The sequence below is a fragment of the Nostoc sp. TCL240-02 genome (genome assembly GCF_013343235.1).
Lineage (GTDB): Bacteria > Cyanobacteriota > Cyanobacteriia > Cyanobacteriales > Nostocaceae > Nostoc.
The window spans coordinates 5,331,140-5,354,703 of the sequence record NZ_CP040094.1 but is presented as its reverse complement, the minus strand read 5'-3'; the positions used below and the strand labels follow the sequence as shown (position 1 = coordinate 5,354,703).

Sequence of the window (23,564 nt, the reverse complement as noted above, 5' to 3'; positions counted from 1 at the left end):
TGGGCTTGAGGCAAGGACGTATTATTTCTTGTGGCACTTTCCGCTCAAAATAAATATTTTTACTTTTGAGAATAAATAAATTTATCTGCTCTGAAACCCTTGTATCAGTATATTTCCAGTATCTTCCCCCTGCCCGCTTCCCTCTGCTCCCCTGCCTCTTTGGTCAACAGTCAAGTCAAAAAATAACTATTGACTGTTGACTATGGACTATTACGGAGTTTTTTGCAACTCCGGTCGTTCTTCTGCCAGAATCGCCCCTTCTACTGGGCAAACTTGGAGACATATACCACAGTCGATGCAAGTGGCAAAGTCAATCCAGTACCAATCTGTTCCCTTGGCATTTTTGCCTGGGCCATCATGAATACAAGCTACTGGACAGGCATCTACGCAGTCAGCTACGCCTTCACAGACTTCTGTAACAATTGTGTGCGGCATATTCTCGATTCCCTCTTTTCTGTATCGGCTATTTCTAGCCTAGCAGGGGAGTGGGATAAGGATTGGAGATGCTGGTGTCAAGTTGAGTCTGGATGAAACTGCAATTTCTATTCATTACTAACTCAAAACTCGGAATTTTCAAATTTACCCTTAGTAGTAATAAAATCAAGATTTTTGGCGTAAGTAAGCTATCTTGGCTATTGCCGTTAGATTCTATGGGAATTCAGGCAAAAATACTATAATTTATTACAAGCGTAATTTATCCTACTCCTGAAACGCAAAATGCCAGAGGTATCGCTACAGCTTTTCTTCTCCTACTCTCATAAAGACGAAGCTTTACGGGATGAACTAGCTAATCACCTGAGTACTTTGACACGGCAGGGTGTGATATCAAGCTGGCACGATCGCAAGATACTACCAGGAGATGAGTGGGATCGCCAGATTAATGACAATTTAAATACAGCCGATATTATTCTGTTGCTCGTCAGTTCAGACTTTATCGGTTCTAATTATTGCTGGGATGTTGAAGTTACCACAGCAATAGAACGTCACAATACAGGAAAAGCTCGTGTCATCCCAGTTATTCTGCGACGGGTTGATTGGAGTGACACACCGTTTGCTAAACTGCAATTTTTGCCCAAGAATGCCGAACCTGTTACCTCTTGGACTAATCGAGACGAGGCATTTACAAATGTAGCTCAGGGAATTAGGGCCGCTGCTCAACAACTCAAGGCAGAACGTCAACAACAGCTAGCATTGGCAAGAAAGGAAACTGCTATAGCTGAGTATCGCCAGCAGGTTGAAGAATTTGCGGCTGATGGCGAGATTTCTTTTGTGAAATCCGAAATATTGAAGGATTTACAGAAAAGACTAGGATTAACTGATGAAGAAGCTCGTACAGTGCGAGACAAAGCATTAGAACCTTATGGGAAATACAAAGAAAATCTTGACAAATACAAGCAAATTTTTACCAAATTAGTAGATGAACAAGGATATCCGTTAGGGGAAAAAGCTAAAGCGGATTTGAAGAAATTACAGCAATATCTGAAGCTTAAAGATGAGGATGTAGTCCTCATAGATAATGAAGCTGAAGTACGAAAGCAACAAGCAGAAATACTCCACCAACAACAAAGAGAACAAGCAGAAGCCAAAAAGCTGCGACAACAGCAAGCAAACAGACTGCAACAACAGCAAGAACAAGCAGAAGCCGAGAAGTTGCGACAACAGCAAGCACAGAGACTCAAACTACAAAGAGAACAAGAAGAAGCTGAGAGACTGGGACAAGAACAGCAATCTACAGGTAATGACCTACTCTCTGAAAAGGGTGTAGACTATACGCGATTACACGATTTACTCAAAGCTGGCAAGTGGCAAGAAGCCGATCAAGAAACTCTGGCAGCTATGCTCAAAGCCACTGGTAGAGAAAAAAAAGGTTGGTTAAATATCAATTCCATCGAAAACTTTCCCTGCACTGACTTACGCACTATTGACCAACTGTGGGTAAAATACAATAATGGGCGCTTTGGGTTTAGCGTGCAAAAGCGCATTTGGGAAAGCGTCGGAAAAGATTATAAAAAGTTTGGCGATCGCGTCGGCTGGCTGGAGTTGAGAACAGTTGTAGTTGACAAATGGTTTGGATTGAGACAACAAACCGAAAAACAAAGCGAATGGCTAAATTACTCAGACTTGTTATTCAACACAAGTGCGTCCAAAGGACACCTTCCATCTGTAATACGTCGGTGGTCTGTAATCTCTCTTCTCTCGCGTCGAGACTTGTAAAGTGTAACAGATAAGGCTTACAGAAAATTGTGAAGATTCACAAACAAGTCATTTCGCACGAAGTATTGCGGTTTTCACGTTTCTGTTACCTGGCACTGTTGTTTTGTATAAGTCAAAGCAAACTGAAACTTTTTAGGTAATATTTGTCACTTATCTACTCAAGCAGGTGAAATGGAACCAACGCCAGAGTAGAAAACGGTGATGTACAGAATTTGTCAACAATTAACAAAAATGTACACGCCTATATATTTAGTAACTACTGATACAAGAACAGGCGACTTAATCATTATTGCTGGTGAAGAGATAGAAGCATCAATTAGCCCAAAAGGAAAAGTGAGTTATGAGTCAACCGAAGCCGAATTTTGAACAAATGACTATGAAAGACCTAAGAGAATACATCTTGGCTCATAGAGACGACGAGGATGCTATTCATACAATGGCGATACGTCTTCGTCATCAAGGGAAAACAGGTACAGTTGAAGAGTTTTTAGAACACATCAAACAGCAAACTCACGAAAGGTAAAAGGGAGTAGGGAGTGAGAATTTTAGATTTTGGATTTTAGATTGAAATTTAATCCAAAATCTAAAATCCAAAATCCAAAATTGAATTGCCCAATGCCCCATGCCCACTAACGCAATGATTCAATGGTTGGTGAACCATCAGCTTTGATCCAAGCAATTTGGGCTATGCTACGATCGCGTGCATATTGGCGAATAGCCTCTGCATCCCTTCCCCCTAAATCAATTTCTACCCGCACTAAATGGGTGGAATCTCTAAGTTTTTGCGCGTAGGCAAAGGCCGCGGCGTTAGCACTCGCCGTCTCTGGTACTACTAACCAGTTACTCGCTGGGGTTACTTGCGGTAATTGTTGAGTAGATAACAAAATTTGGTATAAATCTTCGATATTGAGTCCAAAACCAATTCCGGGTATATTTTCTCCTTGGGGATGATATAGACCCAAAAGCTGGTCGTAGCGACCACCACGCCCTAAAACTCTGGCTTGGGATTCGGTGTCGTTGACAACTTCAAAGACAATACCAGTGTAGTAATCTATGGTCTGGATCAGGCTGAGGTCGAGGATTAAGGGAAATTTTTTCTCTGATTCTAGTAACTCTACTAGGGATTTGAGATTATTCACTGCCTCTCGCTGTTCTTCGTCTAGATCCAAACTACTAACTTTTTGTAACACGTCTGCACTGGGGCCGCGCAGATCCAGCATGATTCTGGCGCGATCGCGTAGTTTATCACTTAAAGGTAAAGTATCTATGGTAATGCGGTCGAGATGAGCGATCGCACTGCGAACTTTATCCTGTAAATTAGCCGGAAATGCACTCAGGAGCGATCGCGTAATTCCCGCTTCACCTAAAATTAGGTGCCATTGTCGCAAACCCAATGCTGCTAAACAATCTGCGACTAACAGCAGTACTTCCGCATTCGCCAACAATCCGCCAGCACCTAACAACTCCACCCCAGCTTGATAAAACTCTTGCTGGCGATTATGTCTACTTTCCCACGTGCGGCGAAACACATTGGCGTTGTAGTACAACCGTTGCGGATAAGTTGCATTTGCCATACGAGTGACAACAGTACGAGCAATGGATGCTGTTAATTCTGGACGTAGCCCTAATTCATCATCTTCACCATTTTGTAGTTGAATCACCATCTGGCGCTGAATTGCTTCCCCTGCCATCAAGGTATCCATACGCTCTAAAGTTGAGGTGATAATCCTGTGATATCCCCAACGATGAAACACCTGCTGCAACCGATCTTCAATCCAGCGTTTTTTCTCCACATCCAAGGGCAATAAATCCCTGGCACCCGATGCTGGTTGATACACCATTATTTTTTCTTCCCACCAAACAAACCACCGAACAAACCACCACTACCAGATTTATCTGGTTGCTTATCTCCATTATTGGCGGATGAAGTCACCTTATGATCGCTAGGGTGTTGTGCTAATGCTTTATCTATTTTAGGTTTCCATTGCAGAGCCATTTCGTCACTTGGATCTAGCTTTAGAGCGTTTTCAAAGTGGATTTTTGCCATTTTTAGCTGATTTTGCCTCAAATACACCATTGCAATTAAGCTATGGCAGCGACTATTTTTAGGTTCTAGCTTCAGGGCATCTTGCAACTCTACTTTGGCTTGGGCAAATTGGTTTTTGTCAATCAAAGATTGAGCGCGACGAACATACTGTTCTACAACCGTGTCTTCTTTTGGTGGCGCTGGTGCTGGTTCTGGGAGTGTATTTTTTGGTGTACTTGGTTGAGGTGTAACTGATTGAACTTTGGGTTGAGCAGGTGGCGGCGGCGCGGCGGATGTTTTGCTTGCACTCCGCATTAAATAGACTAAATTCAACTCACTAATTTGAGCAATGGCTTGCTGCACATGGTCTAAAGAATCATATTGGCTTTGAGCTAGTTTAGCGATCGCACTTTTATAGACATGATCGAGATTAGATGACTGGACTAACTCTTTAGCCAAATCGGTAGTGAGAGTTACCGAAGTAGACTCTTGTACTAGCCGCTTGCCAATTTGCGACAAAATTAAAATATATTCCGTGCGAGTGCGATCGCCAGTAAGTTTTTCGTAAGCCGGGTTAACCAACTTTGATAAAAATTCGTTTCCTAGGTGTTTTTGTTCATCACTTTCAGTAAACCTACTATCCGGGTGTAAGCGGCGGGCAATTTGGAGATAGCGTTTCCGAATCTCTTTGACATCCGCATCAACTGGAACGCACAATATTGCGTGATGATCTATGAAATCATATTTAAATAATCCACGATCTATTTTGAAAGACATATAGACTTTTTCTACCAAAGGAGCAGTTAGATTCCTTTTAGTTTACCCAAAGTCGGAGGGAAAGCCCCCACCCCTAATACGGTTCAAATAAGCAGGGGGGAAGGGGGAGAAGAGACAAGGGAGACAAAGAAGAGACTTGTTCAATAATTTCCCCTTGTCCCCCTCGTCCTCCTTGTCCTCCTTGTCCCCCTCGTCCTCCTTGTCCTCCTTGTCCCCCTCGTCCTCCTTGTCCCCCTCGTCCTCCTTGTCCTCCTTGTCCCCCTTATCCTCCTTGTCCCCCTCGTCCCCTGCCTGCCTCAACCCAAAAATTCCTTAACCGAACGGTATTGCCCCACCCCCACGTGCTATACCCAGGCTGATAGTGGCGGAACTTGTAACAGTTCGTTACTTAGGGAGTCGTGAATATAACCATTTGTGGCCAGAATTCTACCTGACTCAATTTTGACAGGAGTGCCATTGTATGCTGTGACTTTGCCCCCGGCTTCTTGTAACAAAATTATCCCGGCGGCAATATCCCAAGGAGAAAGCCCTCGTTCCCAGTAACCATCGACACGCCCACAGGCAACATAAGCCAAATCTAGCGATGCTGAACCGCTACGTCTAACCCCTTGCGTAAGGTGGGTAAGGTGACTAAATTCTGCGTAGTTGTTATCAGAGGTTTCACGGCGATCATAGGCAAACCCAGTCACTAGTAGGCTTTTATTCAGTTCAGATGTTGCTGAAACATTGATGGGACGGCGATTTCGCGTTGCTCCCAAGCCAGTAGCCGCACTGAATAGCTCATTGTGGAATGGATCATAAATTACACCAACTTCTGGAACGCCATTAATTAACAGCCCAATAGAAACTGCAAAAAACGGGTATTGATGGGCGTAGTTGGTTGTGCCATCTAGAGGATCTATTGCCCAGAGGAATTCATTTTCTTGATTACCTAATTTGCCTGATTCTTCAGCGAGGATAGAGTGCTGGGGAAAATGGCGACGCAAAATTTCTAAAATCAACTCTTCTGAGGCTTTATCAGCAGCCGTAACTAAATCACCAGGACGACCTTTTTCAATAATTGCGTCTTCTAACTTACCCAAGTAACCTTGCAAAATAGCACCAGCAGCTAAGGCTGCTTCTGTAGCAATATCTAGAAAAATTTGTATATTGGTCATTTGTTATTAGTCATTTGTCATTTGTCATTGGTTCATCTCCCCCCATTCCCCATTCCCCATTCCCCATTCCCAATTCCCAATTCTTCAAAGATTTTGGCGGCGAAACTCGGCGGGGGTGAGGCGCATGGGTTTTTCTGGGTTCCAGATTCCTTGGCCCATGAGCCTGGCCCATTGTTGGGCACGTTCTAAACGCTGGTCATATTTGTGGTTAGGCGATCGCCCAACAAACATTGCATTGCCTTGTTTAACTAATTCTTCATTCAATAACACCTTATTTTTCCATACATAAGCTAGAGTTCGCCCGATTTTATCTTTTGCTTCTAAATCAAACTCCAGTTCGACCAATTCTTCTGCACCACCAATAAGATTCTCTAACTGTTCTTTTGCTGCTTCTCCCCAAGGTCTCTGTCGCAAATCTGGTGCATCAACGCCAACTAACCGCACTTGAGAAATCAAATTCGGTTGTTCAGCCATTCCTAACACTTCCAAACTTTGCCCACTAACTACCCGCGCTACTTTCACCTGAGCCTGATTATTTGGTAACTGGTTTTTACTTTGGCAACTCACCAAGAGCAATAAGCAAACCAAAATAGTTATTTTTCGTACCCAGTTACCAACACTCCTAACCATCACAAACTCTCCTATGCTCGCTACTGCGCCTAGCAAGCAGAACCTCTTGCCCCCTACCCCCTGCCTCCTGCCCCCTGTCCCCTGCCTTCTTCAATTGTTTATTCCTCATCTAACGGTAAACCCGCTTTTACTTTCCCCCTAGCAAAATAGCGTCCAAACTGGAGTTCGTAGACTTCATCTTCGTCTTGTGTCTCTACTTCCAAGTCAGAACGGGGATAACTCACACACAACAGGGCATAACCTTGCTGACGTAAATCTGGCGACAATCCGATCGCCTCTGGTTGATAAATTTCTCCCGACAATACCCTTACAGCACAAGCGGTGCAAGCCCCGTTGCGACAGGAAAACGGCAGTTCCACACCTTGTTTTTCGGCAGTGTGCAGAATATAGCGGTCTTCTGGCACTTGTAAGGTGTATGTTTTGCCAGTGGCGCGATCGCGAACTTTAATTGTGTATGTACGAGACATCTGGATTTGCGTTGTGGAATTAGGACTTTCAGATTCAATCTAAGAATATCTTTCTTTATCTTTGCATTTTCTGGGATTCTATAGTATGATCGTAACTTGTGGCACCTGGAGAGGTGGCCGAGTGGTTTAAGGCGCAGACCTGGAAAGTCTGTTTAGGGAAACTTAACGGGGGTTCGAATCCCCCCCTCTCCGTTCTAAAACCTAGTCTAAATATATAGTTTGAACCAGACTTCTACAAATGGTCGGGTTAAATAAATCACGGGATCTTGCGAAATATATTCTTAAAAATTGCTCTGAAAGTGGTTAGCGTCCCGCAGGAAAGGTGTCTTAAAAACCAATGTGATTCAGTTAAGGCTAAAAGCTGAAACTGGTGTAGGTTGGAAAGCCACTGCGCCCTTGCGGTTTTTACGACTTGTTCGCGGCTAGTTCCAAGCAAGAAGCAAGTGGCCTTTGAGGAACGAAACCCACTTTTTATACTAGTAAGCTTTATACCCACAACTAAAGTTTTCATTAATACTTCTTTTCTCCTGCCCCTTGCCCCCTGTCCCTTGCCCCTGCCCCCTCTTGTAACATTTATTTATTTTTCACTCATAATTGAGCCATTTTGTAAAGTCGCCAAACTCCTACTTCACGATGGCGACAGCCTGATGAAAGGATCGGGTAAATTAAGATAAGTAAAGAAAATGCTTTGAACTACATGACAGCTCTCAGCTTACAAGAAATTTCTACTCAGTTAGAAAGTCCGAACTTACGCGATCGCATGGTAGCTCTTGCTAATCTGCGTCATGTTTCTCCTGAAGAGGCAGTCCCTTTAATTAAAAAGGTACTAGACGACGAATCTTTGCAACTGCGATCGATGGCAATATTTGCCCTTGGAATCAAGCCAACGCCAGAATGTTATTCAATTTTGGTCAAAATCCTCGAAAATGACCCCGATTATGGCATCCGCGCTGATGCTGCTGGTGCTTTAGGATATTTGGGCGATGCCAGAGCCTTTGAAGTGCTTTCACGGGCGTTTTATGAAGATACTGATTGGCTAGTACGCTTTAGTGCAGCCGTTTCTCTAGGTAACATTAAAGATCCCCGTGCCCGTCAACTTCTTCTTCAGGCATTGGATAGCAAAGAAGTAGTGTTGCAACAAGCTGCAATTTCTGCGCTCGGAGAAATTAAAGATATTGAGTCTGTTGATCAGATTCTACGCTTTGCCCAATCAGATGATTGGTTAGTAAGACAGCGTTTGGCAGAAGCTTTGGGTAATCTCCCTACTCCCAAGAGTGTTTCAGCTTTAAAATATTTAGAAAAAGACAATCATTTCAACGTTGCTGAGGCAGCCAGAATTGGCCTCAAGAAGCTTGAGGAAATAGACAATCAAGCTTAATAAGCTTAGAGCCTCCTGCTACCTTTTAATAATTAAGTGGGAATTTTAGCATTTTGATGCAGGGTAATTTCATTCATGAATATTGAAGAGTTTTTTCAGTTAAGTACTGGTAAATGGTTTTCTCATCGCACGAGTCAACATTTGGCTTTAAATGAATCTGAACATAGCAAGTCAGACATTATCATTGAGACACTGGCAGTAGATCATCCAGAAGCGACCAAACTGTGTCAACAGTACGAAATTAATCCTAGTTCCGCCTCCTGTGCTATCAAAATTAACTGGAATGGCACAATGGAAAAGGATCAAACAAAACATAGTGGTTCAACTGTGTTAGTTTCAGTACCCGATGCAGATAATCCGTCTGAAGGCAAGTTACTGCGGGAAATAGTTGATGCTGAGAAAATTCCAGTTGCAGGACACTACAAATTTGACAGTGATGGTGCTTTAATCCTAACTATAGAAGATGAAAACATCTGGTCAGAGGAGCGCCTGTGGTTTGCTAGCCCCAATTTGCGAATGCGGGTAAATGTCCTCAAGAGTTTTGGTGGATTTAGTATTACTTCCTTCACTTCTGAGATTCGCATGGGTGGTTTTCCACCTGCTGCGAAAACTTCCGAGGCGGCTAATTCAGTATCAAGTTAGTTGTAATACTGCGTATTTTTCCTATTTAGGACTTACGCAAAACTATACACACTCAGGGGCAATTTATGAATTGCCCCTACTTAGAAATAAGGGTTTAGTTAAACTCGCTTGTTCTTTGAAACCATTTCAGCGTAAGCGTAGCCCGCCGCAGGCATCGCAGCTTTAAAAATTGATTCTTGCGCGAAATTAGTGAAAAAGGATCTTGACTTCTGTTTCAATAAAAAACACCAAGCTATGGTTAATTCCATAGTTGGGAAAAATATATCTAGATTTTTATGGCTGCGTTGATACTTTTTAAATTTGCAAAAAGTTAGCGATCGCTTGCGGTAATGGCAAAATAATTACAATCAACAAAGCCATTGCCAGTAATCCCCAGATATCACGTTTGTTATCCAATTCAGTGACATCATTCAGTGCAGGCTCATCAATCAAGGGCATAAATAATAAGATAATCGCCCACATCAAAAATTCTTCCCGGATTAACGAAAGTAATAGCAAGAGGAGGCGAGCCACTTGACCAATCATAATCGCAACTCGTTGTCCAAACATTGCATGGACAATGTGGCCTCCATCAAGTTGTCCCACAGGCATTAAATTTAACGCCGTCACAATTAGTCCGATAAAACCAGCTACTGCAACTGGATGCAAATCAAGGGCTGATTTTGCTGTTAACTGACTTCCCAAGGCTAGCTTCGACAGTAGCGCTAATAAGATGGAATATTTGGGATTAAGAGCATCAGGATTCAAAAATCGAGTTTTTTCCTCAATCAGGGGAACCACGTCAGAATGAGCCAAGCCCCATATTAGTAATGGCAAGGTAACAACAAAGCCTGCAAGCGGCCCAGCGATACTAATGTCAAATAATGCTTTGCGGTTGGGAATGGGACTACGCATCTGAATAAATGCACCAAAAGTTCCCAAAAAGAAAGGCATTGGAATAAAGTAAGGCAACGTCGAGCGAATTTTGTAGAATTTAGCCGTCAAATAATGCCCAAGTTCGTGAATACCCAAAATAGTCATTAATCCTAAAGCATAAGGTAATCCTTTGAATAGGACATCTCGGTTAGATAGAACTTTGAACAAAGAGCCAATTTCCCATAGAGGCGGAAGAGAAGTACCAGCAATTTCCACTCCCACCAAGGTAGTAGTTATCAAAGTCGCTACTAGTAGTAGAAGTGCTAATCCTGGTCGAGTTAAGCGTTCTTGGTCGCGTCGGGGTGTATTTCGCTCTTTAGCAGCCTGAATATTAGGAACTAGCACAAAGAAAGGTTTGTCATTTAAACCTTCTTGAAAGATCAACACGAAGCGATCGCCAAATTGTGCTTCAATATTAGTCTTAATCTGCTGGTAGGCATTGCTGGCTTTAGTTCGCAACTGACCCCGGCAAATTACGGCTTGTGGTCGATACTCAATATTTTGAACGTAATATACAGACCAAGGAAAACAATTTCGCAGTTGAGTTTCTTCTGTTGGCTCAATGGGACGCACTAGTGGTTCTGGGGTAGGCTGGATAATCGGCTGTGATTCTGAGGCTTGGGCTGGAACTTCGGTTTGTGTATCTCTTGGCACTCGCCGCCCCCCTAGAAACAATATCCAGTACAACACTGTGCAGACAAATAACGACGAAACAATCAGCCCTGGTGGCGGAGGTTGTTTCGCCCCATATATTAGTGTCCATCCACTTAACAACAATGCTGGTGTCATTAAAACCAGCCACAACAACCATACTGGCGTTCGAGTGATGTGAGCGACACTGTGCTGCACCATTAGATAAGTAGCTAGCCCCAGTAGGAGGATAAACAGAAACCAAAATGCCATGTTATCTTCAGTAATTTTGACAAAACGCCCTACCAGTAGCTTCAGCACCATAGCATTAACTACGAGGCAGACCTCAAATCCCAATTTTTCAGACGGTTAACAGTTCGACGAAGAGGCAGAGGGGCGGGGGGGCAGGGGGAAAACTCTTCTCCCTTGCTCCCTGCTCCCCATCTTCCTCATCTCCCCTGCCCCCTGCCCCCTGCTCCCTTGCCTCTTTTAGAATTTCTACACTGTAACCAGATTGTCCACAACTCCTCAGTTCCGGTTCTTTGATTATGTGCCCTTTACCTCAACAGCCAAGTCATACAACTAAGCCACCACGGGCTGTCTTTCTTCAAGAAATTCCTAGCGGAAGTTCCTTGCAATCGGACTTTGCACAAGAGAGCATTTTTGCTTTCCCACCCAATCGGGACACATTAGGGGGAACCTCTTATTTTATTGTAAGAAATGAAGGCAATATCCTCATAGATTGCCCTGCCCTAGACCAAACAAATCAAGATTTTTTAGCAGCGCATGGAGGGGTGCGTTGGTTATTTCTCACACATCGAGGTGCTATAGGCAAAACTGCTGAAATTCAGAAAGCCTTGGGTTGTGAAGTCCTGATGCAAGAACAAGAAGCTTATTTATTACCAGGCTTACCCGTAACTACCTTTAGTCAAGAATTTACTCTTGATGCGGCAGTCAAAATTATTTGGACACCAGGTCATTCTCCCGGATCATCTTGCCTATACTACAGTAAGCTTGGAGGTATATTGTTTTCTGGTCGCCATTTGGTTCCTAATCAGAAGGGTGATGCAGTACCATTACGGATAACTAAAACCTTTCACTGGCCACGACAAATCAACAGTGTTCAGTTATTATTAGAACATTTTACACCAGAAACTCTCAGGTACATTTGTCCTGGAGCGAATACAGGCTTTCTTAGGGGCAAGCGTGTTATAGATCGAGCTTATCAACACCTCGCATCTCTGGATTTACCAGCTTTGCTGCGGATGCAGCCCCTTATTTAAAATAAAAACTTCTTCACGAGTATAAAAAACTCATCCTAATGCCCAATACTCAATAAAGTATGGTTCTTTTTGATACTGATGTAAAATATAATTTAAGGAAGATACTGTCTGGGGAATTCTAGCGTTAGACAAGGAATTCTGGTAAAAATTTATGAGTGCAAAAGTTGATGGAACTGTAAGGATCGCTGGCTACGAAATTATAGAGCAACTTTATTCTGGTTCTCGGACTCAAGTGTATCGGGCAATACGAGAATGCGATCGCCAACCAGTCGTCATCAAGCTCTTAAAACGAGAATATCCAAGTTTTAGCGAATTAGTACAGTTTCGCAACCAATATGCGATCGCGAAAAACCTAGATATTCCCAGCATCATTAAACCTTACAGTCTAGAACCCCATGACAATGGCTATGCCCTAGTTATGGAAGACTTTGGTGGCATCTCCTTGCGGCAATTTACCCAAAGACGACCACTGAGCTTAGAGGAATTCCTACCCATTGCCTTGGAACTGATAGACACTTTACACCAGTTGCATCAACAGCGCATCATTCACAAAGATGTCAAGCCAGCTAATATCCTGATTCATCCTGAAACCAGAAAAATTAAGCTAATTGACTTCAGTATTGCCTCGCTGCTACCACGAGAAACCCAAGAAATCCAAAGTCCCAACGCACTAGAGGGAACCCTGGCGTATTTGTCGCCAGAGCAAACTGGACGAATGAACCGAGGCATTGACTATCGCAGCGACTTTTATTCATTAGGTGTAACTTTCTTTGAACTACTGAGTGGACAACTGCCTTTTACATCTCACGATCCAATGGAGTTGTTACATTGTCATATCGCCAAACAGCCTGACTCTATCTGTAATCTCAACCCGGAAATCCCCTTGATGTTGGGAGAGATCATTTGCAAGCTGATGGCAAAGAATGCCGAAGACCGCTACCAGAGTGCTACGGGACTCAAATATGACTTAGTATTTTGCTTAGAACAATGGCAAAAAACAGGTAAACACACTTGGTTTGATTTAGGACAGCGCGATATCAGCGATCGCTTTCTCATCCCAGAAAAACTCTACGGACGGGAGGAGGAAATAGAAAGCTTACTGGAGGTATTTGGGCGGGTTGCCAATGGTGCAGTGGAACTGATGCTGGTAGCTGGCTTCTCTGGCATTGGTAAAACTGCCGTGGTGAATGAAGTGCATAAGGTCATTGTTCGCTGGAACGGCTACTTCATCAAAGGGAAGTATGACCAGTTTAACCGCAATATTCCCCTGTCTGCTTTTGTGCAAGCTTTCCGGGATTTGATGGGACAGTTGCTCACCGAAAGCGATACCCAGTTAGAACAGTGGCGAAACAAAATTCTGTCCGCAATCTCTGAGAGTGGACAGGTGATAATTGAAGTGATTCCAGAATTAGAACGGATTATTGGCACGCAACCGCCAGTACCAGAATTATCGGGTAGTGCTGCACAGAACCGCTTCAATCTGCTGTTTGTGAAATTTATTCAGGTATTCGCTACAAGAGAGCATCCGTTAGTAGTGTTCCTCGACGATTTGCATTGGGCAGATTTGGCATCTCTCAATTTGATGAGGCTGTTAATGGGTGAAACCTTAAAGGGTTATCTGTTGATTATTGGCGCATACCGCGATAATGAAGTGTTTGCGGCTCATCCGTTAATGGTAGCTCTGGAAGAGATTGAGAAGGAAGTCACCGTCAGCACCATTACATTAGAGCCTTTGAGTCAAACAGATGTGAATCGTTTGATTGCCGATACATTGAGTTATTCAACAGAAGTTGCCCTGCCGTTAACCGAGCTAGTTTATCAAAAAGCCAAAGGTAATCCATTTTTTACAACCCAGTTTCTTAAGGCATTACATGAAGATGGACGAATTACCTTTGATTGGGATACAGGTTTGTGGCGGTGTGATGTGGCGCAAGTACCCAGACGCACGGCACCTTGTCTTCAGACATCACTTTCTTTAACGGATGATGTCGTTGAGTTTATGGCAATTCAACTACAAAAGTTGCCGTTCGAAACTCAGGAAGTTCTGAAATTGGCAGCCTGTATCGGTAATCAGTTTGATTTGGCAACATTGGCGATCGTTTTTGAACAGTCTCAAACTCAAACAGCAGCAGTTTTGTGGAAAGCGTTGCAAGAAGGGTTAGTTTTACCACACTGTGATGTCTATAAGTTTTATCAAGAGTCAGAAGCAATAACAGATTCTTCTGACTTGGGGATTCTGGATTCTGGTTCCTGTATTTACACATTTCTGCACGATCGCGTCCAACAAGCGGCATATTCTCTCATCCCAGAGGAGCAAAAACAGGCAACTCATCTAAAAATTGGCCAGTTACTCCTGAGTAATACCCCCGAAAGCAACCAGGAAGAACGCATTTTTGAAATTGTCGGTCAACTTAACGTTGCGGCTGAATTGATTGCTCAACCCGCAGAACGTCAAGCATTAGCGCAATTTAACCTGATGGCAAGCCGCAAGGCCAAGGCGGCAACCGCCTACACTGCTGCCTGTAAATATGCCCAGTTGGGCATTGGGTTACTCGCCCAAAACAGTTGGCAGCATCAGTATGAGTTAACCCTAGCACTCCATCAAGTTGCCACAGAAGCTGCCTATCTGAGCGGTGATTTAGAGGAGATGGCAGCCAATGCTCATCTTGTTCTAAATCACGCCAAAACTCCATTAGATAAAATTAGCGTCTATGAGGTGAAAATTGAGGTATTTACTGCTCAGGGTTATTTTGCCGAAGCGATTGCAGCGGCACTTGTCATCTTAAAGCAATTGGGAGTCGAACTACCGACAACGCCTACCCAGGACGACGTGGCAGCTGCCTTTAGTACCGTCTTAGATGTAATTGGAGAGCGATTCCCTGCCGAGTTGCTCAACCTCAGCGATGCAAAGGATGCAAACATCCTGGCAGCAGCTCGAATTTTGACATCAGTAGCACCCTGCGCTTATCTGTCCCAGCCACAGCTGTATTTACTGGTGATTTTAAAAAAGGTTTATTTATCTGTCGTCTATGGTAATGAATCAACCTCGACTTTTAGCTATGCCTCTTATGGAATATTAATGTGTGGTGTATTCAAAAACGTCGAATTAGGTTATGAATTCGGTCAGTTAGCCCTCGACCTGCGATCGCGTTATCAAACTTCCGAATTGAAAGGGAAAACTTTATTACTAGTCTGTGTGTACACAAGGCATTGGAAAATGCACCTGCGTGAGTTATTACAACCCTTGCAAACTGCCTATTGTAGTTGTTTAGATGTGGGCGATTTGGCTTTCGCGGGTTACTCTGCGTATAACTACAGTTTTTACTCCTATTTTGCCGGACAGAATTTAACACAGCTAGAGCCGGAAGTTGCCGGATATTGTGAAGCGCTCAAGTACCTGAAGCAAAATCTAGCTCTGAACTATTCCCAATTGATTCGACAAATTTTGCTGAATTTAATGGGATATGCGGATAACGTTGTGGTGTTGAGCGGTACAGCATACAATGAACAGCATCAACTTCCATTACATGAAGCAGCAGGCGATCGCACCGGATTAGCATTGCTGTGGATTAACAAACTGGTTGTATCGTATCTGTTTTCCGAGTTTGAACAAGCCGTAAAACAAGCTAGGCAAGCGAGACAATATTTAGATGCAATCATTGCTTTTTTATATGTACCTATCTTTCATTTCTATGATTCTTTAGCTCAACTAGCATGGTTTGAGCAACTCTCAGTCCTAGAACAGCAGCAAATGAAAGAATGCATTACTGCTAACCAAGAAAAACTTAACTACTGGGCTACCCATGCGCCAATGAATTTTCGACACAAATTTGATTTGGTGGAAGCCGAGCGTTATCGAGTCTTGGGTAATCGGGCAGAAGCAATTGAATGTTACGATCGCGCCATTATCGGAGCCAAAGAACAAGGCTATATTCAAGAAGAAGCACTAGCCAATGAATTAGCCGCCAAATTCTACCTCGACTGGGGCAAAGAGCAGATTGCTCAGTCATACATGACTCAAGCCTACTATGGTTATGCTCGTTGGGGTGCGAAAGCCAAAGTCGTCGATCTAGAAAAACGCTATCCCCAATTACTCGCCCCTATTCTTCAGCAAAGTCCTTCTCCTCTCTCAACTAACGAAACTATCTTTGCCTTGGGGAGTGTCATCTCCACCAGTTCTGCCAATTCCAGTAGTAGCAGCATTTCCGTTGCTCTAGATTTAGCTAGCATTCTCAAAGCTTCCCAAACCCTATCTGGCGAAATCGAACTAGAAAAACTGCTTTCAGTATTGCTGCATATTGTCATTGAAAATGCTGGAGCAGATAAGTGTGTATTCATGCTTTTGGAATCAGGGCGTTTGCTAATTCAGGCGTTAGCACAGCTTTCTCTTGCTATCGTATCTGTAGAGAACAAAAAGGGAATTACTCATGTTGATTTTTACCCAAGATTGCTGAATCCACAACCCATTGAAGACTCTCAGGATGTGCCAGTTGGCTTAATTAATACCGTCAAACGCAGCTTAAAACCAACAGTAATTGTTGATGCCACAGTGCATTCTCAATTCATCAACGATCCTTATATTCAGCAACAGCAGCCCAAAAGCATCTTGTGCAGCCCGATATTACATCAGGGGAAGTTGCTGGGCATATTGTATCTGGAAAATAACCTAGCAGCTGGAGCCTTTACAAGCGATCGCGTCGAACTGCTGAACTTGCTTTGCGCTCAAGCGGCAATTTCTCTGGTGAATGCTCGACTTTATCGAAATTCCCAAAACTATGCTCAACAGTTGACGCAATCTCTAGCAAAATTACAGGCTAGTGAAATCCGCTTCCAAAATTTGGCGAATAATATTCCTGGGATGGTGTACCAATTCCGTTTGGCAGCCGACGGTTCAACTTCAACACCCTACGTTAGCTCTGGCTGTTTTGACTTGTATGGGTTAGAGCCAGAGTTGGTGATGGCAGGGATACACAGCCTTTATGCTATGAATCATCCTGACGATCAACCTGCTATTGCAAAAGCGATCGCTTACTCTGCCCAAACTCTGACACCATTTGAGCAAGAATGGCGCATTATCCTACCTTCAGGAACCGTCAAATGGATTCAATCTGCGGCTCGGCCAGAGCGACAAGCCGATGGTGCAATCGTATGGGATGGGGTAGTAATTGATATTAGCGATGTCTACGAAGAGCTTCGCTTACGTAAACAGGCCGAAGCATCTCTAGCCAAAGAACGAGAGTTCTTGAATGCCATTATTCAAAATATTACAGATGGGATTGTTGTTTGTGACCCTAATGGAAATTTGATCTTATTCAATAACGCAACCCGTGAGTTTCATGGCATACCGGTAGAATCATTACCACCAGAGCAATGGGCACAACACTTCGATCTATATCAAGCTGATGGTCAAACACCCCTATCAACAACAGAAATTCCTTTGTTTCGCGCCTTGCAAGGGGAAATAGTTGAAAATGCAGAAATGGTAATTGCGGCGAAGCATGGTTCTAAGAGAATTTTGTTAGCAAGCGGACAAGCAATCGTCGATTCTTTAGGCAATAAACTTGGTGCAGTAATTGTGATGCGAGATATTAGCGATGTCTACGACGAGCTTCGCTTACGCAAACAGGCAGAACTTACTCTACAGCAAAAATCACTTGATTTGCAACAAGCGCTAAACGAGCTACAAAACGCCCAATTACAAATAGTCCAAAGTGAAAAGATGTCTGCACTGGGTAACTTAGTTGCTGGTGTCGCTCACGAAATGAATAATCCCCTCGGTTTTATTGCTGCCAGTCTCAAACAAGCTCAACCAACTGTTACTGATATTGTTGAACACTTAAAACTTTATCAAGAAAGTGTGCCTAATCCAAGTGATGAAATTCTCGATCATGCGGTCGAAATTGACTTAGATTATAGCTTAGAAGACTTGCCTAAGATGATTGATTCGATGTCTATGGCGTGCGACAGACTCAAAAATATTAGCACCAGCCTCCGCACTTTTTCCCGCGCCGATCGAGATTACAAAGTTCCATTTAATCTACATCAAGGCATTGATAGCACAATTTTAATTTTGAAACATCGTCTGAAGGCTAATGAACTACGTCCCGCCATTGAAGTTGTCACAAATTATGGTAATTTACCTCAAATAGAATGTTTCCCAGGGCAACTCAATCAAGTATTTATGAATATTTTAGCAAATGCAATTGATGCTTTAGATGAGTCAATTGCTGGGCAAACTTTGGCAGAGATTCAAGAAATTACCAACCAAATTACAATTACAACCTCAGTCGAAAATCATTTAGTTAAAATTGCCATTGCTGATAATGGGAAAGGGATGAGCGAAGAAGTCAAAGAGAAAATATTTGACCATTTATTTACGACAAAAATTGTTGGTAAAGGAACTGGATTGGGGTTGGCGATCGCTCGGCAAATTGTCGAAGAAACTCACGGTGGTAATCTGAGCTGCACTTCTGTACTGGGTCAAGGGACAGAGTTTGTCATTACCTTACCAGTTAAAATTGTGACATTAGATTTATCACAATAAAAGAGTTTTGCCAGAGGTCTAATATACTCTCAAATTTCTTCACCATCAATACTAAACCTCGTCTACTTTGAGAAACGTAGTTTTGTAGGTTGGGTGGAGTGAAACGCAAACCAACCTACATAAATAAATATATCTTTTAAAAAACTCTAGGTTTCAACATAGATGAGGTTTAATACCATTTATTTGTGAAGCTGCGCCAAATTTTCTTTGCTTCTTCTTTCTTTGTGTCCTTCTCTAACGAGACGCTGCGCGAATGCGGTTCGTTCCTCGTATAGTTCGGCACACCTTCATACAGAATTAGTATAACTACAGCCTACAAATCTTTCTGGGGAATATCTTCGTGAAACTCTATCATCAATTGCATGGTTTCCACAGCTAAATCACGTAAGTCTCGATTTAGAAATACAACACCTTGAGAACCAAACCAACGGTCAAAAATCGCAACATATTTGGGGTTATCGTTGACAAATCCTTGCATAAACTTGACGAGGGAATAGTTCACTGAATCGAGGAATTTAGAGTTATTCTCAGGAACCATACAAGCAATTCCTTCTCGTGAATAGGGACGAGGAGGTGCGATCGCAAAACTATCTTGATTTTTTGCTGTTTGTAACCATCCCTCTAAAAGAATGCTATCGGATGCAAAAGCGTCAATTTTACCCTGTTCCAAAGCCGCAAATCCTTCTGCTCTAGTCTTGAAATATACAAGCTTGGCTTGGGGTTGTATCTGCTTGATAGCTTGTTCGTTGGTAGTTCCAGCCAGCACACTCACACGCTTGTTAATGAGAGATTCAGCTGAACCTAAATTGCTGTCCTTCTTAATTAAGATTTGAGTACCTGTGACACCATAGTTGATTGAAAAATCAACCTTTTTATCTCGTTCCCAAGTAAAACTACTAGCATCACAGATAATATCAACTTGTCGGTTAATTATCTTGGGAATTCTTTCTGCTGGGGTAACTCCAACTAATTTAAGTTGAATTTTCTTGCCTAATTCTTTTTCTAACTGCTTCTGGATCAAAGTCAGCATATCTACAGAATAACCAATCAAATTTCCTTGACTGTCAGAGACCATTTATAAAGTAAATCTTTAAATGGCTAGACGACGTAGCATAATTCGAGTCATAACGGCATATATGGCAGCTTCACTCATTTCAGTCAGACGTTCATAATCTTTACTCAAACGATGGTATTGGTTAAACCAGCAATCATGTTCTTTCTACTACCCAACGCTTGGGTAAAACTTCAAACTCTTTATTAGTACGGCGCATGACTTCAACATGAGCTTGAATCATCAACCAAACAGCCAGCGCAAACTTATCACCGTCATAGCCTGAGTCAACCCAGATGACTTCAACTTTTTCTAATAACTCTGGTCGCTCCTCCAGCAGTTCCATCAAAGCATACGCTGCAAGCACTCTCTCACCAGCATTACCCTCACTCACAACCACTTTGAGCAATAGTCCTAGGCTATCAACTATTGTTTGCCGTTTTCTTCCCAAAACTCGCGCTTTCCACCATCAAAGCCGTACACATCCCCCTTTTTTCAGTCGTTTTTACCGACTGACTATCTGCCGCGATCGCTGTTGGTTGTGTTGACCTACCTAGTTTCTCCCTTAGTTTGTCACGTAGTGTATGGTTTAATTCTTCCCAAATACCGTATTTTTGCCATTTGCGATAATAGCTGTAAACCGTTGAACTTGGTGGAAAGTCTCCTGGTAGCATGTCCCATTGACATCCCGTTTTCAACTGATAGTATATTGCGTTGCATACTTCTCTCATATCAGTAGTCCTTGGATGTCCCCCAGATTTAGCTGGTGGGATTAAGGGAGCTAGAATAGCCCATTCTGAGTCACTCAGGTCGGTAGAATAAACCTTTCGAGTCATTGAACGCTACGTAAATGCACTGTCTCAAAAGTATCTTATCGTTATCATTTCATTTGATTAGTCCCCTTTAGATTTACTTTATAAATAGCCTCTCAGAATATGCAAAGGGTAAAGCATCTCTACTTGTACCTGCTGTTAATACTCCTGTCCGTGCTACTTTTTGCATCACAGTTTCTGCCCCTGCAACACCAGGTAGGGATGCTGATAATATCAAACCGAATATCGCACTATATATCTTCGATTTAGTAAAAGCAGGTAAATACGAGAGATTTATTTTAGTAGTAACAAACATATTCAAATATTTGGGCATTCACAGTATCAAAGTAAAAAAATTATCTCTGTGAATTGCCAAGTAAGCAGTTCTAGAAATGATTCTTCACATTAGAGACTTAAATCCCATTACTTGGCTAGCATATTTTCGTACTCATAGGAGTATTGATTTGTAGTATTTTCACTATTAAGTAGGTTGGCGCAATTAAAGCTAATTGGCAAGGGCTGTCATTAGGTCATTAGTCCTTTGTCACTTGTACTGAGTTTCGACTGCGCTCAACTACCGCGTAGTCGAAGTATTGGTCATTAGCAAGGACTTTAAGGCTATTTATGTTCCGTAACATAATTTGCTTTATTTGTACCAACTTACTTATGTGCTTGTTACTCTTTTTTATCCTCATCTCCCAACATTTTCAGTAATTTTCTCGCAGCTAGAATGCCTACAACTCCTGCGCCGACTATTTCCGCTGCTTGCACCACTTTTTTACCGACATCATGAGGGTCAAGGTGGTGATGGAAAATCTCTTCATCCACCCATTCCGTTGTTGCTTTAAAGTCATGAATTGGTGCTGGCAATAGTGTTAAATAAGTGCCTTGACGGATTAAATGCGCGGTTTCGCCTGCAACTTCAAAAACATTGAAAAGGTTAGCAGCAGCATCTTTTATCCCCAATTTCAAAAGGGTTCCCCGGATGTTAACCTTAATAGGTTTGAGTTCTTCTCCTAGAGCGATCGCTTTCAAATTGTGGGCAATATTGGCTCCTTGCTGATAAGCCACTTGAGCCGTAGGCGGTAGCGAATTATCCTGAACTGCTGCACAATCACCACCGACAAACACTTCTGGAAAATCGAGTAATTGTAAGGTGGGAGTAACTAAAGGGCGATCGGCACGATCTCGATGTTCTTTAGGAATTGGCAAATCTTTAATCAGTGGATGGGTAGAAGTGCCAGCAGTCCAAACTGTAGTATGTGTAGCTAATGTTTCAATTTGCTCGTTACGCTTATATTGAATTGAAGTGGAACCAATAGCAGTAGCTTCTGCTTCCACAATCATCTCTATAGGCACAGCACGTTTATTCAATTCCCGTTCGGCAACTTCACGCAATGGGTTATTTATATCGCCATCAAGGATTTCTTTACCATGATTGAGTAGTACTACACGAATTTCACTTGAATTTCCTCCCAAAGCACTATACCAATGTGGGAGAAAATCAGCTAGAGTTGCTGCCATTTCCACACCACTTGCACCACCACCAACGATGACTACTGTTAGTAATTTTCGGCGTTGTTCTAAATCTTCTGTTTGGACGGCTTTGTGCAAACAGTCACGTAAATGTCGCTCAAGAGCGATCGCATCTGATTGCGTCCAGAAAGGAAAGGCATTAACATTCGCACCTTCAACTTGATGATAGCCAGTAACACTGCCCAAAGCTAATACTAAGTTACTGTAATTGTAAGAGTTTCCCGAAGCTAATTTGACTTCCCGTTGATGCAAGTCTATCGATTGCACTGTATCTTGCACAAAAATGACACCACTACCTTTAAGTAATTCCGAAAAACGCGGCACTACTTGAAAGCTATCCATCTCGCCATCGAAATATTCATATAGTAGCGGCTTAAAGCAAAAGCGCTCGTCTTTATCAATCAAGATAACAGAACGAGGATAATGTTCGTGAGCTAAATGTAAGGCTGTAAATAGCCCCGCAAAACCACCGCCGACAATCACAGTTTGATAAACTGGGCTGTTCATAAAATCCCTCGCAAATCTTGTTAAATCAGATAATGAAAGCTTTACTAGATGAATAAAAACAAAGCTATCAAAATAGCGCTGAGGAAGACAGCAAATGCAATAGCATATTCAACTCTCTGACTAAAAAATCCGACAGCAGCAATCAGAGCGATCGCTAGCCCAATAATGCCAGCGTATTGCTCTTTTTGTAATCCGCGTGCAATTAATGGATCTTGGGCTGGTGCTGGAGTTTCTTGAATTGTTTTTGGGGCACGTTCTGAGGCTGGTATTTCTTGCAAGAATAGATTCATCACATTACTCCTTAAAATATTTGGATTTTGAATTTTTTTTATGCCCGCCAAAGGTAGAGAAGCGAGAAAAGAAATACCCAAACTACATCAACAAAGTGCCAAAAAAGAGTAGTCGCACTTGTTCCGAAGTGGGTTTTATTATAGTTGCCTGGGATGAATGAACGAATCAGCATAATTATCTGAAGCACAACACCAGCCAGGACATGTATACCGTGGAAGCCTGTTAGCAAGTAAAATGTCGAACCAACTAACCCTGTAGTAATCTTGAAATCGAGACTTTTCCACTCAATTAACAGACCAACTAAGAAGTAACTTCCCATTGCGATCGTTATTAACCATAGCCAACGAAATTTCGTGAGTTGATTACGCTTGAGGGCATTTTCTGCTGGTTGAATGATAAAGCTACTAGAAAGTAATACTACCGTATTAATAACCACAATTGTAGACAATTCTGGCCCCGATATACCGGGTGGCAGCCAATTTTTAGTAGTCAGTCGTAGAGCAACATAAGTAAAGATAAAACTCAAAAAAATGATGCTTTCTGACAGCAGGAACACGGTGAATCCGAACATTCCTTTACCATGATGATCTTCATGGCTACCGCCACCACTTGGTAGGAAGCGCTGTAACCAATTTGGCAAGCTTCGCCGCCACAGATCAAAACGGATTGGACTTTCATCTATATGACGACGTTGCATAATTCTA

The 23,564-nt window shown here is 42.6% G+C and carries 19 protein-coding genes, 1 tRNA gene and 2 pseudogenes; 8 read left to right on the top strand and 14 right to left on the bottom strand.

The features are described 5' to 3' along the window. Nucleotides 1-210: 210 nt before the first annotated feature. Nucleotides 211-435: a ferredoxin family protein gene (locus FBB35_RS22925; RefSeq protein WP_012407913.1), complete on the bottom strand. Its 225-nt coding sequence runs from the start codon at nucleotides 433-435 to the stop codon at nucleotides 211-213. Between the two features lie 282 nt (nucleotides 436-717). Here FBB35_RS22925 and FBB35_RS35005 point away from each other — a divergent pair, with 282 nt between their 5' ends. From FBB35_RS35005 to FBB35_RS22905, 3 genes are all read left to right on the top strand, one after another. Beyond that, the gene (locus FBB35_RS35005; protein WP_254625672.1) at nucleotides 718-2,214 is read left to right on the top strand and encodes a GUN4 domain-containing protein; all 1,497 of its coding nucleotides are present in this window, start codon (nucleotides 718-720) and stop codon (nucleotides 2,212-2,214) included. Nucleotides 2,215-2,412: 198 nt separating this feature from the next. Further along, nucleotides 2,413-2,580: a hypothetical protein gene (locus FBB35_RS22910; RefSeq protein WP_174707968.1), complete on the top strand. Its 168-nt coding sequence runs from the start codon at nucleotides 2,413-2,415 to the stop codon at nucleotides 2,578-2,580. After that, complete coding sequence (locus FBB35_RS22905) at nucleotides 2,555-2,737, top strand: hypothetical protein (protein WP_174711554.1); 183 nt, start codon at nucleotides 2,555-2,557, stop codon at nucleotides 2,735-2,737. The genes FBB35_RS22910 and FBB35_RS22905 overlap by 26 nt, the downstream gene beginning before the upstream one ends. Nucleotides 2,738-2,843: 106 nt before the next feature. On the opposite strand, the gene FBB35_RS22900 is transcribed toward FBB35_RS22905, so the two are convergent. From FBB35_RS22900 to FBB35_RS22875, 6 genes are all read right to left on the bottom strand, one after another. Beyond that, nucleotides 2,844-4,055 carry an ATP phosphoribosyltransferase regulatory subunit gene (locus FBB35_RS22900; protein ID WP_174711553.1) on the bottom strand — a complete coding sequence of 404 codons (1,212 nt, stop codon included), beginning with the start codon at nucleotides 4,053-4,055 and terminating at the stop codon, nucleotides 2,844-2,846. Further along, nucleotides 4,055-5,017: a J domain-containing protein gene (locus FBB35_RS22895; RefSeq protein ID WP_174711552.1), complete on the bottom strand. Its 963-nt coding sequence runs from the start codon at nucleotides 5,015-5,017 to the stop codon at nucleotides 4,055-4,057. The genes FBB35_RS22900 and FBB35_RS22895 overlap by 1 nt, the downstream gene beginning before the upstream one ends. Before the next feature lie 42 nt (nucleotides 5,018-5,059). Then, the gene (locus FBB35_RS22890; RefSeq protein WP_174711551.1) at nucleotides 5,060-5,317 is read right to left on the bottom strand and encodes a hypothetical protein; all 258 of its coding nucleotides are present in this window, start codon (nucleotides 5,315-5,317) and stop codon (nucleotides 5,060-5,062) included. Nucleotides 5,318-5,361: 44 nt separating this feature from the next. After that, on the bottom strand, nucleotides 5,362-6,174 hold the full coding sequence (locus tag FBB35_RS22885; RefSeq protein ID WP_174711550.1) for an inositol monophosphatase family protein: 813 nt from the start codon (nucleotides 6,172-6,174) through the stop codon (nucleotides 5,362-5,364). Nucleotides 6,175-6,258: 84 nt separating this feature from the next. Next, a complete protein-coding gene (locus tag FBB35_RS22880) occupies nucleotides 6,259-6,804 on the bottom strand; it encodes a thermonuclease family protein (protein ID WP_174711549.1) in 546 nt (181 codons plus the stop codon). A gap of 98 nt (nucleotides 6,805-6,902) precedes the next feature. Then, nucleotides 6,903-7,271: a 2Fe-2S iron-sulfur cluster-binding protein gene (locus FBB35_RS22875; protein WP_174711548.1), complete on the bottom strand. Its 369-nt coding sequence runs from the start codon at nucleotides 7,269-7,271 to the stop codon at nucleotides 6,903-6,905. A gap of 107 nt (nucleotides 7,272-7,378) precedes the next feature. On the opposite strand from FBB35_RS22875, the gene FBB35_RS22870 reads away from it, so the two are divergent. The 3 genes from FBB35_RS22870 (at nucleotide 7,379) to FBB35_RS22860 (ending at nucleotide 9,291) form a co-directional block, all read left to right on the top strand. Next, a tRNA-Ser gene (locus FBB35_RS22870) sits at nucleotides 7,379-7,463 on the top strand. Nucleotides 7,464-7,968: 505 nt separating this feature from the next. Beyond that, nucleotides 7,969-8,649, top strand: coding sequence for a HEAT repeat domain-containing protein (locus FBB35_RS22865; protein ID WP_174711547.1), 681 nt, complete (start codon nucleotides 7,969-7,971; stop codon nucleotides 8,647-8,649). Nucleotides 8,650-8,724: 75 nt separating this feature from the next. After that, nucleotides 8,725-9,291: a phycobiliprotein lyase gene (locus FBB35_RS22860; protein WP_174711546.1), complete on the top strand. Its 567-nt coding sequence runs from the start codon at nucleotides 8,725-8,727 to the stop codon at nucleotides 9,289-9,291. A gap of 294 nt (nucleotides 9,292-9,585) precedes the next feature. Here FBB35_RS22860 and FBB35_RS22855 read toward each other — a convergent pair whose 3' ends face one another. Then, nucleotides 9,586-11,109 carry a site-2 protease family protein gene (locus FBB35_RS22855; RefSeq protein WP_174713746.1) on the bottom strand — a complete coding sequence of 508 codons (1,524 nt, stop codon included), beginning with the start codon at nucleotides 11,107-11,109 and terminating at the stop codon, nucleotides 9,586-9,588. Between the two features lie 275 nt (nucleotides 11,110-11,384). Between FBB35_RS22855 and FBB35_RS22850 the strand changes: the two genes are divergently transcribed. Both FBB35_RS22850 and FBB35_RS22845 read left to right on the top strand, forming a co-directional pair. After that, nucleotides 11,385-12,119 (top strand): MBL fold metallo-hydrolase, encoded by a 735-nt coding sequence (locus FBB35_RS22850; RefSeq protein ID WP_174711545.1) that lies wholly within the window; start codon nucleotides 11,385-11,387, stop codon nucleotides 12,117-12,119. A gap of 151 nt (nucleotides 12,120-12,270) precedes the next feature. Next, entirely contained in the window at nucleotides 12,271-18,663 is a 6,393-nt protein-coding gene (locus FBB35_RS22845) for an ATP-binding sensor histidine kinase (RefSeq protein WP_174711544.1), read from the top strand. Between the two features lie 313 nt (nucleotides 18,664-18,976). Here FBB35_RS22845 and FBB35_RS22840 read toward each other — a convergent pair whose 3' ends face one another. The 6 genes and pseudogenes from FBB35_RS22840 to FBB35_RS22815 form a co-directional block, all read right to left on the bottom strand. Further along, nucleotides 18,977-19,738 (bottom strand): amino acid ABC transporter substrate-binding protein, encoded by a 762-nt coding sequence (locus tag FBB35_RS22840; RefSeq protein ID WP_254625671.1) that lies wholly within the window; start codon nucleotides 19,736-19,738, stop codon nucleotides 18,977-18,979. Nucleotides 19,739-19,753: 15 nt separating this feature from the next. After that, nucleotides 19,754-20,550: pseudogene (locus FBB35_RS22835) on the bottom strand (IS5 family transposase). Between the two features lie 91 nt (nucleotides 20,551-20,641). Beyond that, nucleotides 20,642-20,860, bottom strand: a pseudogene (locus FBB35_RS22830) (amino acid ABC transporter substrate-binding protein); the annotation flags it as partial. A gap of 341 nt (nucleotides 20,861-21,201) precedes the next feature. Next, complete coding sequence (locus FBB35_RS22825; RefSeq protein WP_174711543.1) at nucleotides 21,202-22,569, bottom strand: NAD(P)/FAD-dependent oxidoreductase; 1,368 nt, start codon at nucleotides 22,567-22,569, stop codon at nucleotides 21,202-21,204. A gap of 44 nt (nucleotides 22,570-22,613) precedes the next feature. Beyond that, nucleotides 22,614-22,859 carry a hypothetical protein gene (locus FBB35_RS22820; RefSeq protein ID WP_174711542.1) on the bottom strand — a complete coding sequence of 82 codons (246 nt, stop codon included), beginning with the start codon at nucleotides 22,857-22,859 and terminating at the stop codon, nucleotides 22,614-22,616. A gap of 38 nt (nucleotides 22,860-22,897) precedes the next feature. After that, nucleotides 22,898-23,557 (bottom strand): heme-copper oxidase subunit III, encoded by a 660-nt coding sequence (locus FBB35_RS22815; protein WP_174711541.1) that lies wholly within the window; start codon nucleotides 23,555-23,557, stop codon nucleotides 22,898-22,900. Nucleotides 23,558-23,564: the final 7 nt, after the last annotated feature.

What these genes read in the sequence shown, in the direction of transcription:
- FBB35_RS22900 (WP_174711553.1), bottom strand. Translation starts at nt 4,055, where the DNA reads ATGGTGTATCAACCAGCATCGGGTGCCAGGGATTTATTGCCCTTGGAT.
- FBB35_RS22875 (WP_174711548.1), bottom strand. Translation starts at nt 7,271, where the DNA reads ATGTCTCGTACATACACAATTAAAGTTCGCGATCGCGCCACTGGCAAA.
- FBB35_RS22905 (WP_174711554.1), top strand. Translation starts at nt 2,555, where the DNA reads ATGAGTCAACCGAAGCCGAATTTTGAACAAATGACTATGAAAGACCTA.
- FBB35_RS22880 (WP_174711549.1), bottom strand. Translation starts at nt 6,804, where the DNA reads ATGGTTAGGAGTGTTGGTAACTGGGTACGAAAAATAACTATTTTGGTT.
- FBB35_RS22845 (WP_174711544.1), top strand. Translation starts at nt 12,271, where the DNA reads ATGAGTGCAAAAGTTGATGGAACTGTAAGGATCGCTGGCTACGAAATT.
- FBB35_RS22865 (WP_174711547.1), top strand. Translation starts at nt 7,969, where the DNA reads ATGACAGCTCTCAGCTTACAAGAAATTTCTACTCAGTTAGAAAGTCCG.
- FBB35_RS35005 (WP_254625672.1), top strand. Translation starts at nt 718, where the DNA reads ATGCCAGAGGTATCGCTACAGCTTTTCTTCTCCTACTCTCATAAAGAC.
- FBB35_RS22840 (WP_254625671.1), bottom strand. Translation starts at nt 19,738, where the DNA reads ATGGTCTCTGACAGTCAAGGAAATTTGATTGGTTATTCTGTAGATATG.
- FBB35_RS22885 (WP_174711550.1), bottom strand. Translation starts at nt 6,174, where the DNA reads ATGACCAATATACAAATTTTTCTAGATATTGCTACAGAAGCAGCCTTA.
- FBB35_RS22860 (WP_174711546.1), top strand. Translation starts at nt 8,725, where the DNA reads ATGAATATTGAAGAGTTTTTTCAGTTAAGTACTGGTAAATGGTTTTCT.
- FBB35_RS22895 (WP_174711552.1), bottom strand. Translation starts at nt 5,017, where the DNA reads ATGTCTTTCAAAATAGATCGTGGATTATTTAAATATGATTTCATAGAT.
- FBB35_RS22825 (WP_174711543.1), bottom strand. Translation starts at nt 22,569, where the DNA reads ATGAACAGCCCAGTTTATCAAACTGTGATTGTCGGCGGTGGTTTTGCG.
- FBB35_RS22855 (WP_174713746.1), bottom strand. Translation starts at nt 11,109, where the DNA reads ATGGCATTTTGGTTTCTGTTTATCCTCCTACTGGGGCTAGCTACTTAT.
- FBB35_RS22850 (WP_174711545.1), top strand. Translation starts at nt 11,385, where the DNA reads ATGTGCCCTTTACCTCAACAGCCAAGTCATACAACTAAGCCACCACGG.
- FBB35_RS22815 (WP_174711541.1), bottom strand. Translation starts at nt 23,557, where the DNA reads ATGCAACGTCGTCATATAGATGAAAGTCCAATCCGTTTTGATCTGTGG.
- FBB35_RS22820 (WP_174711542.1), bottom strand. Translation starts at nt 22,859, where the DNA reads ATGAATCTATTCTTGCAAGAAATACCAGCCTCAGAACGTGCCCCAAAA.
- FBB35_RS22925 (WP_012407913.1), bottom strand. Translation starts at nt 435, where the DNA reads ATGCCGCACACAATTGTTACAGAAGTCTGTGAAGGCGTAGCTGACTGC.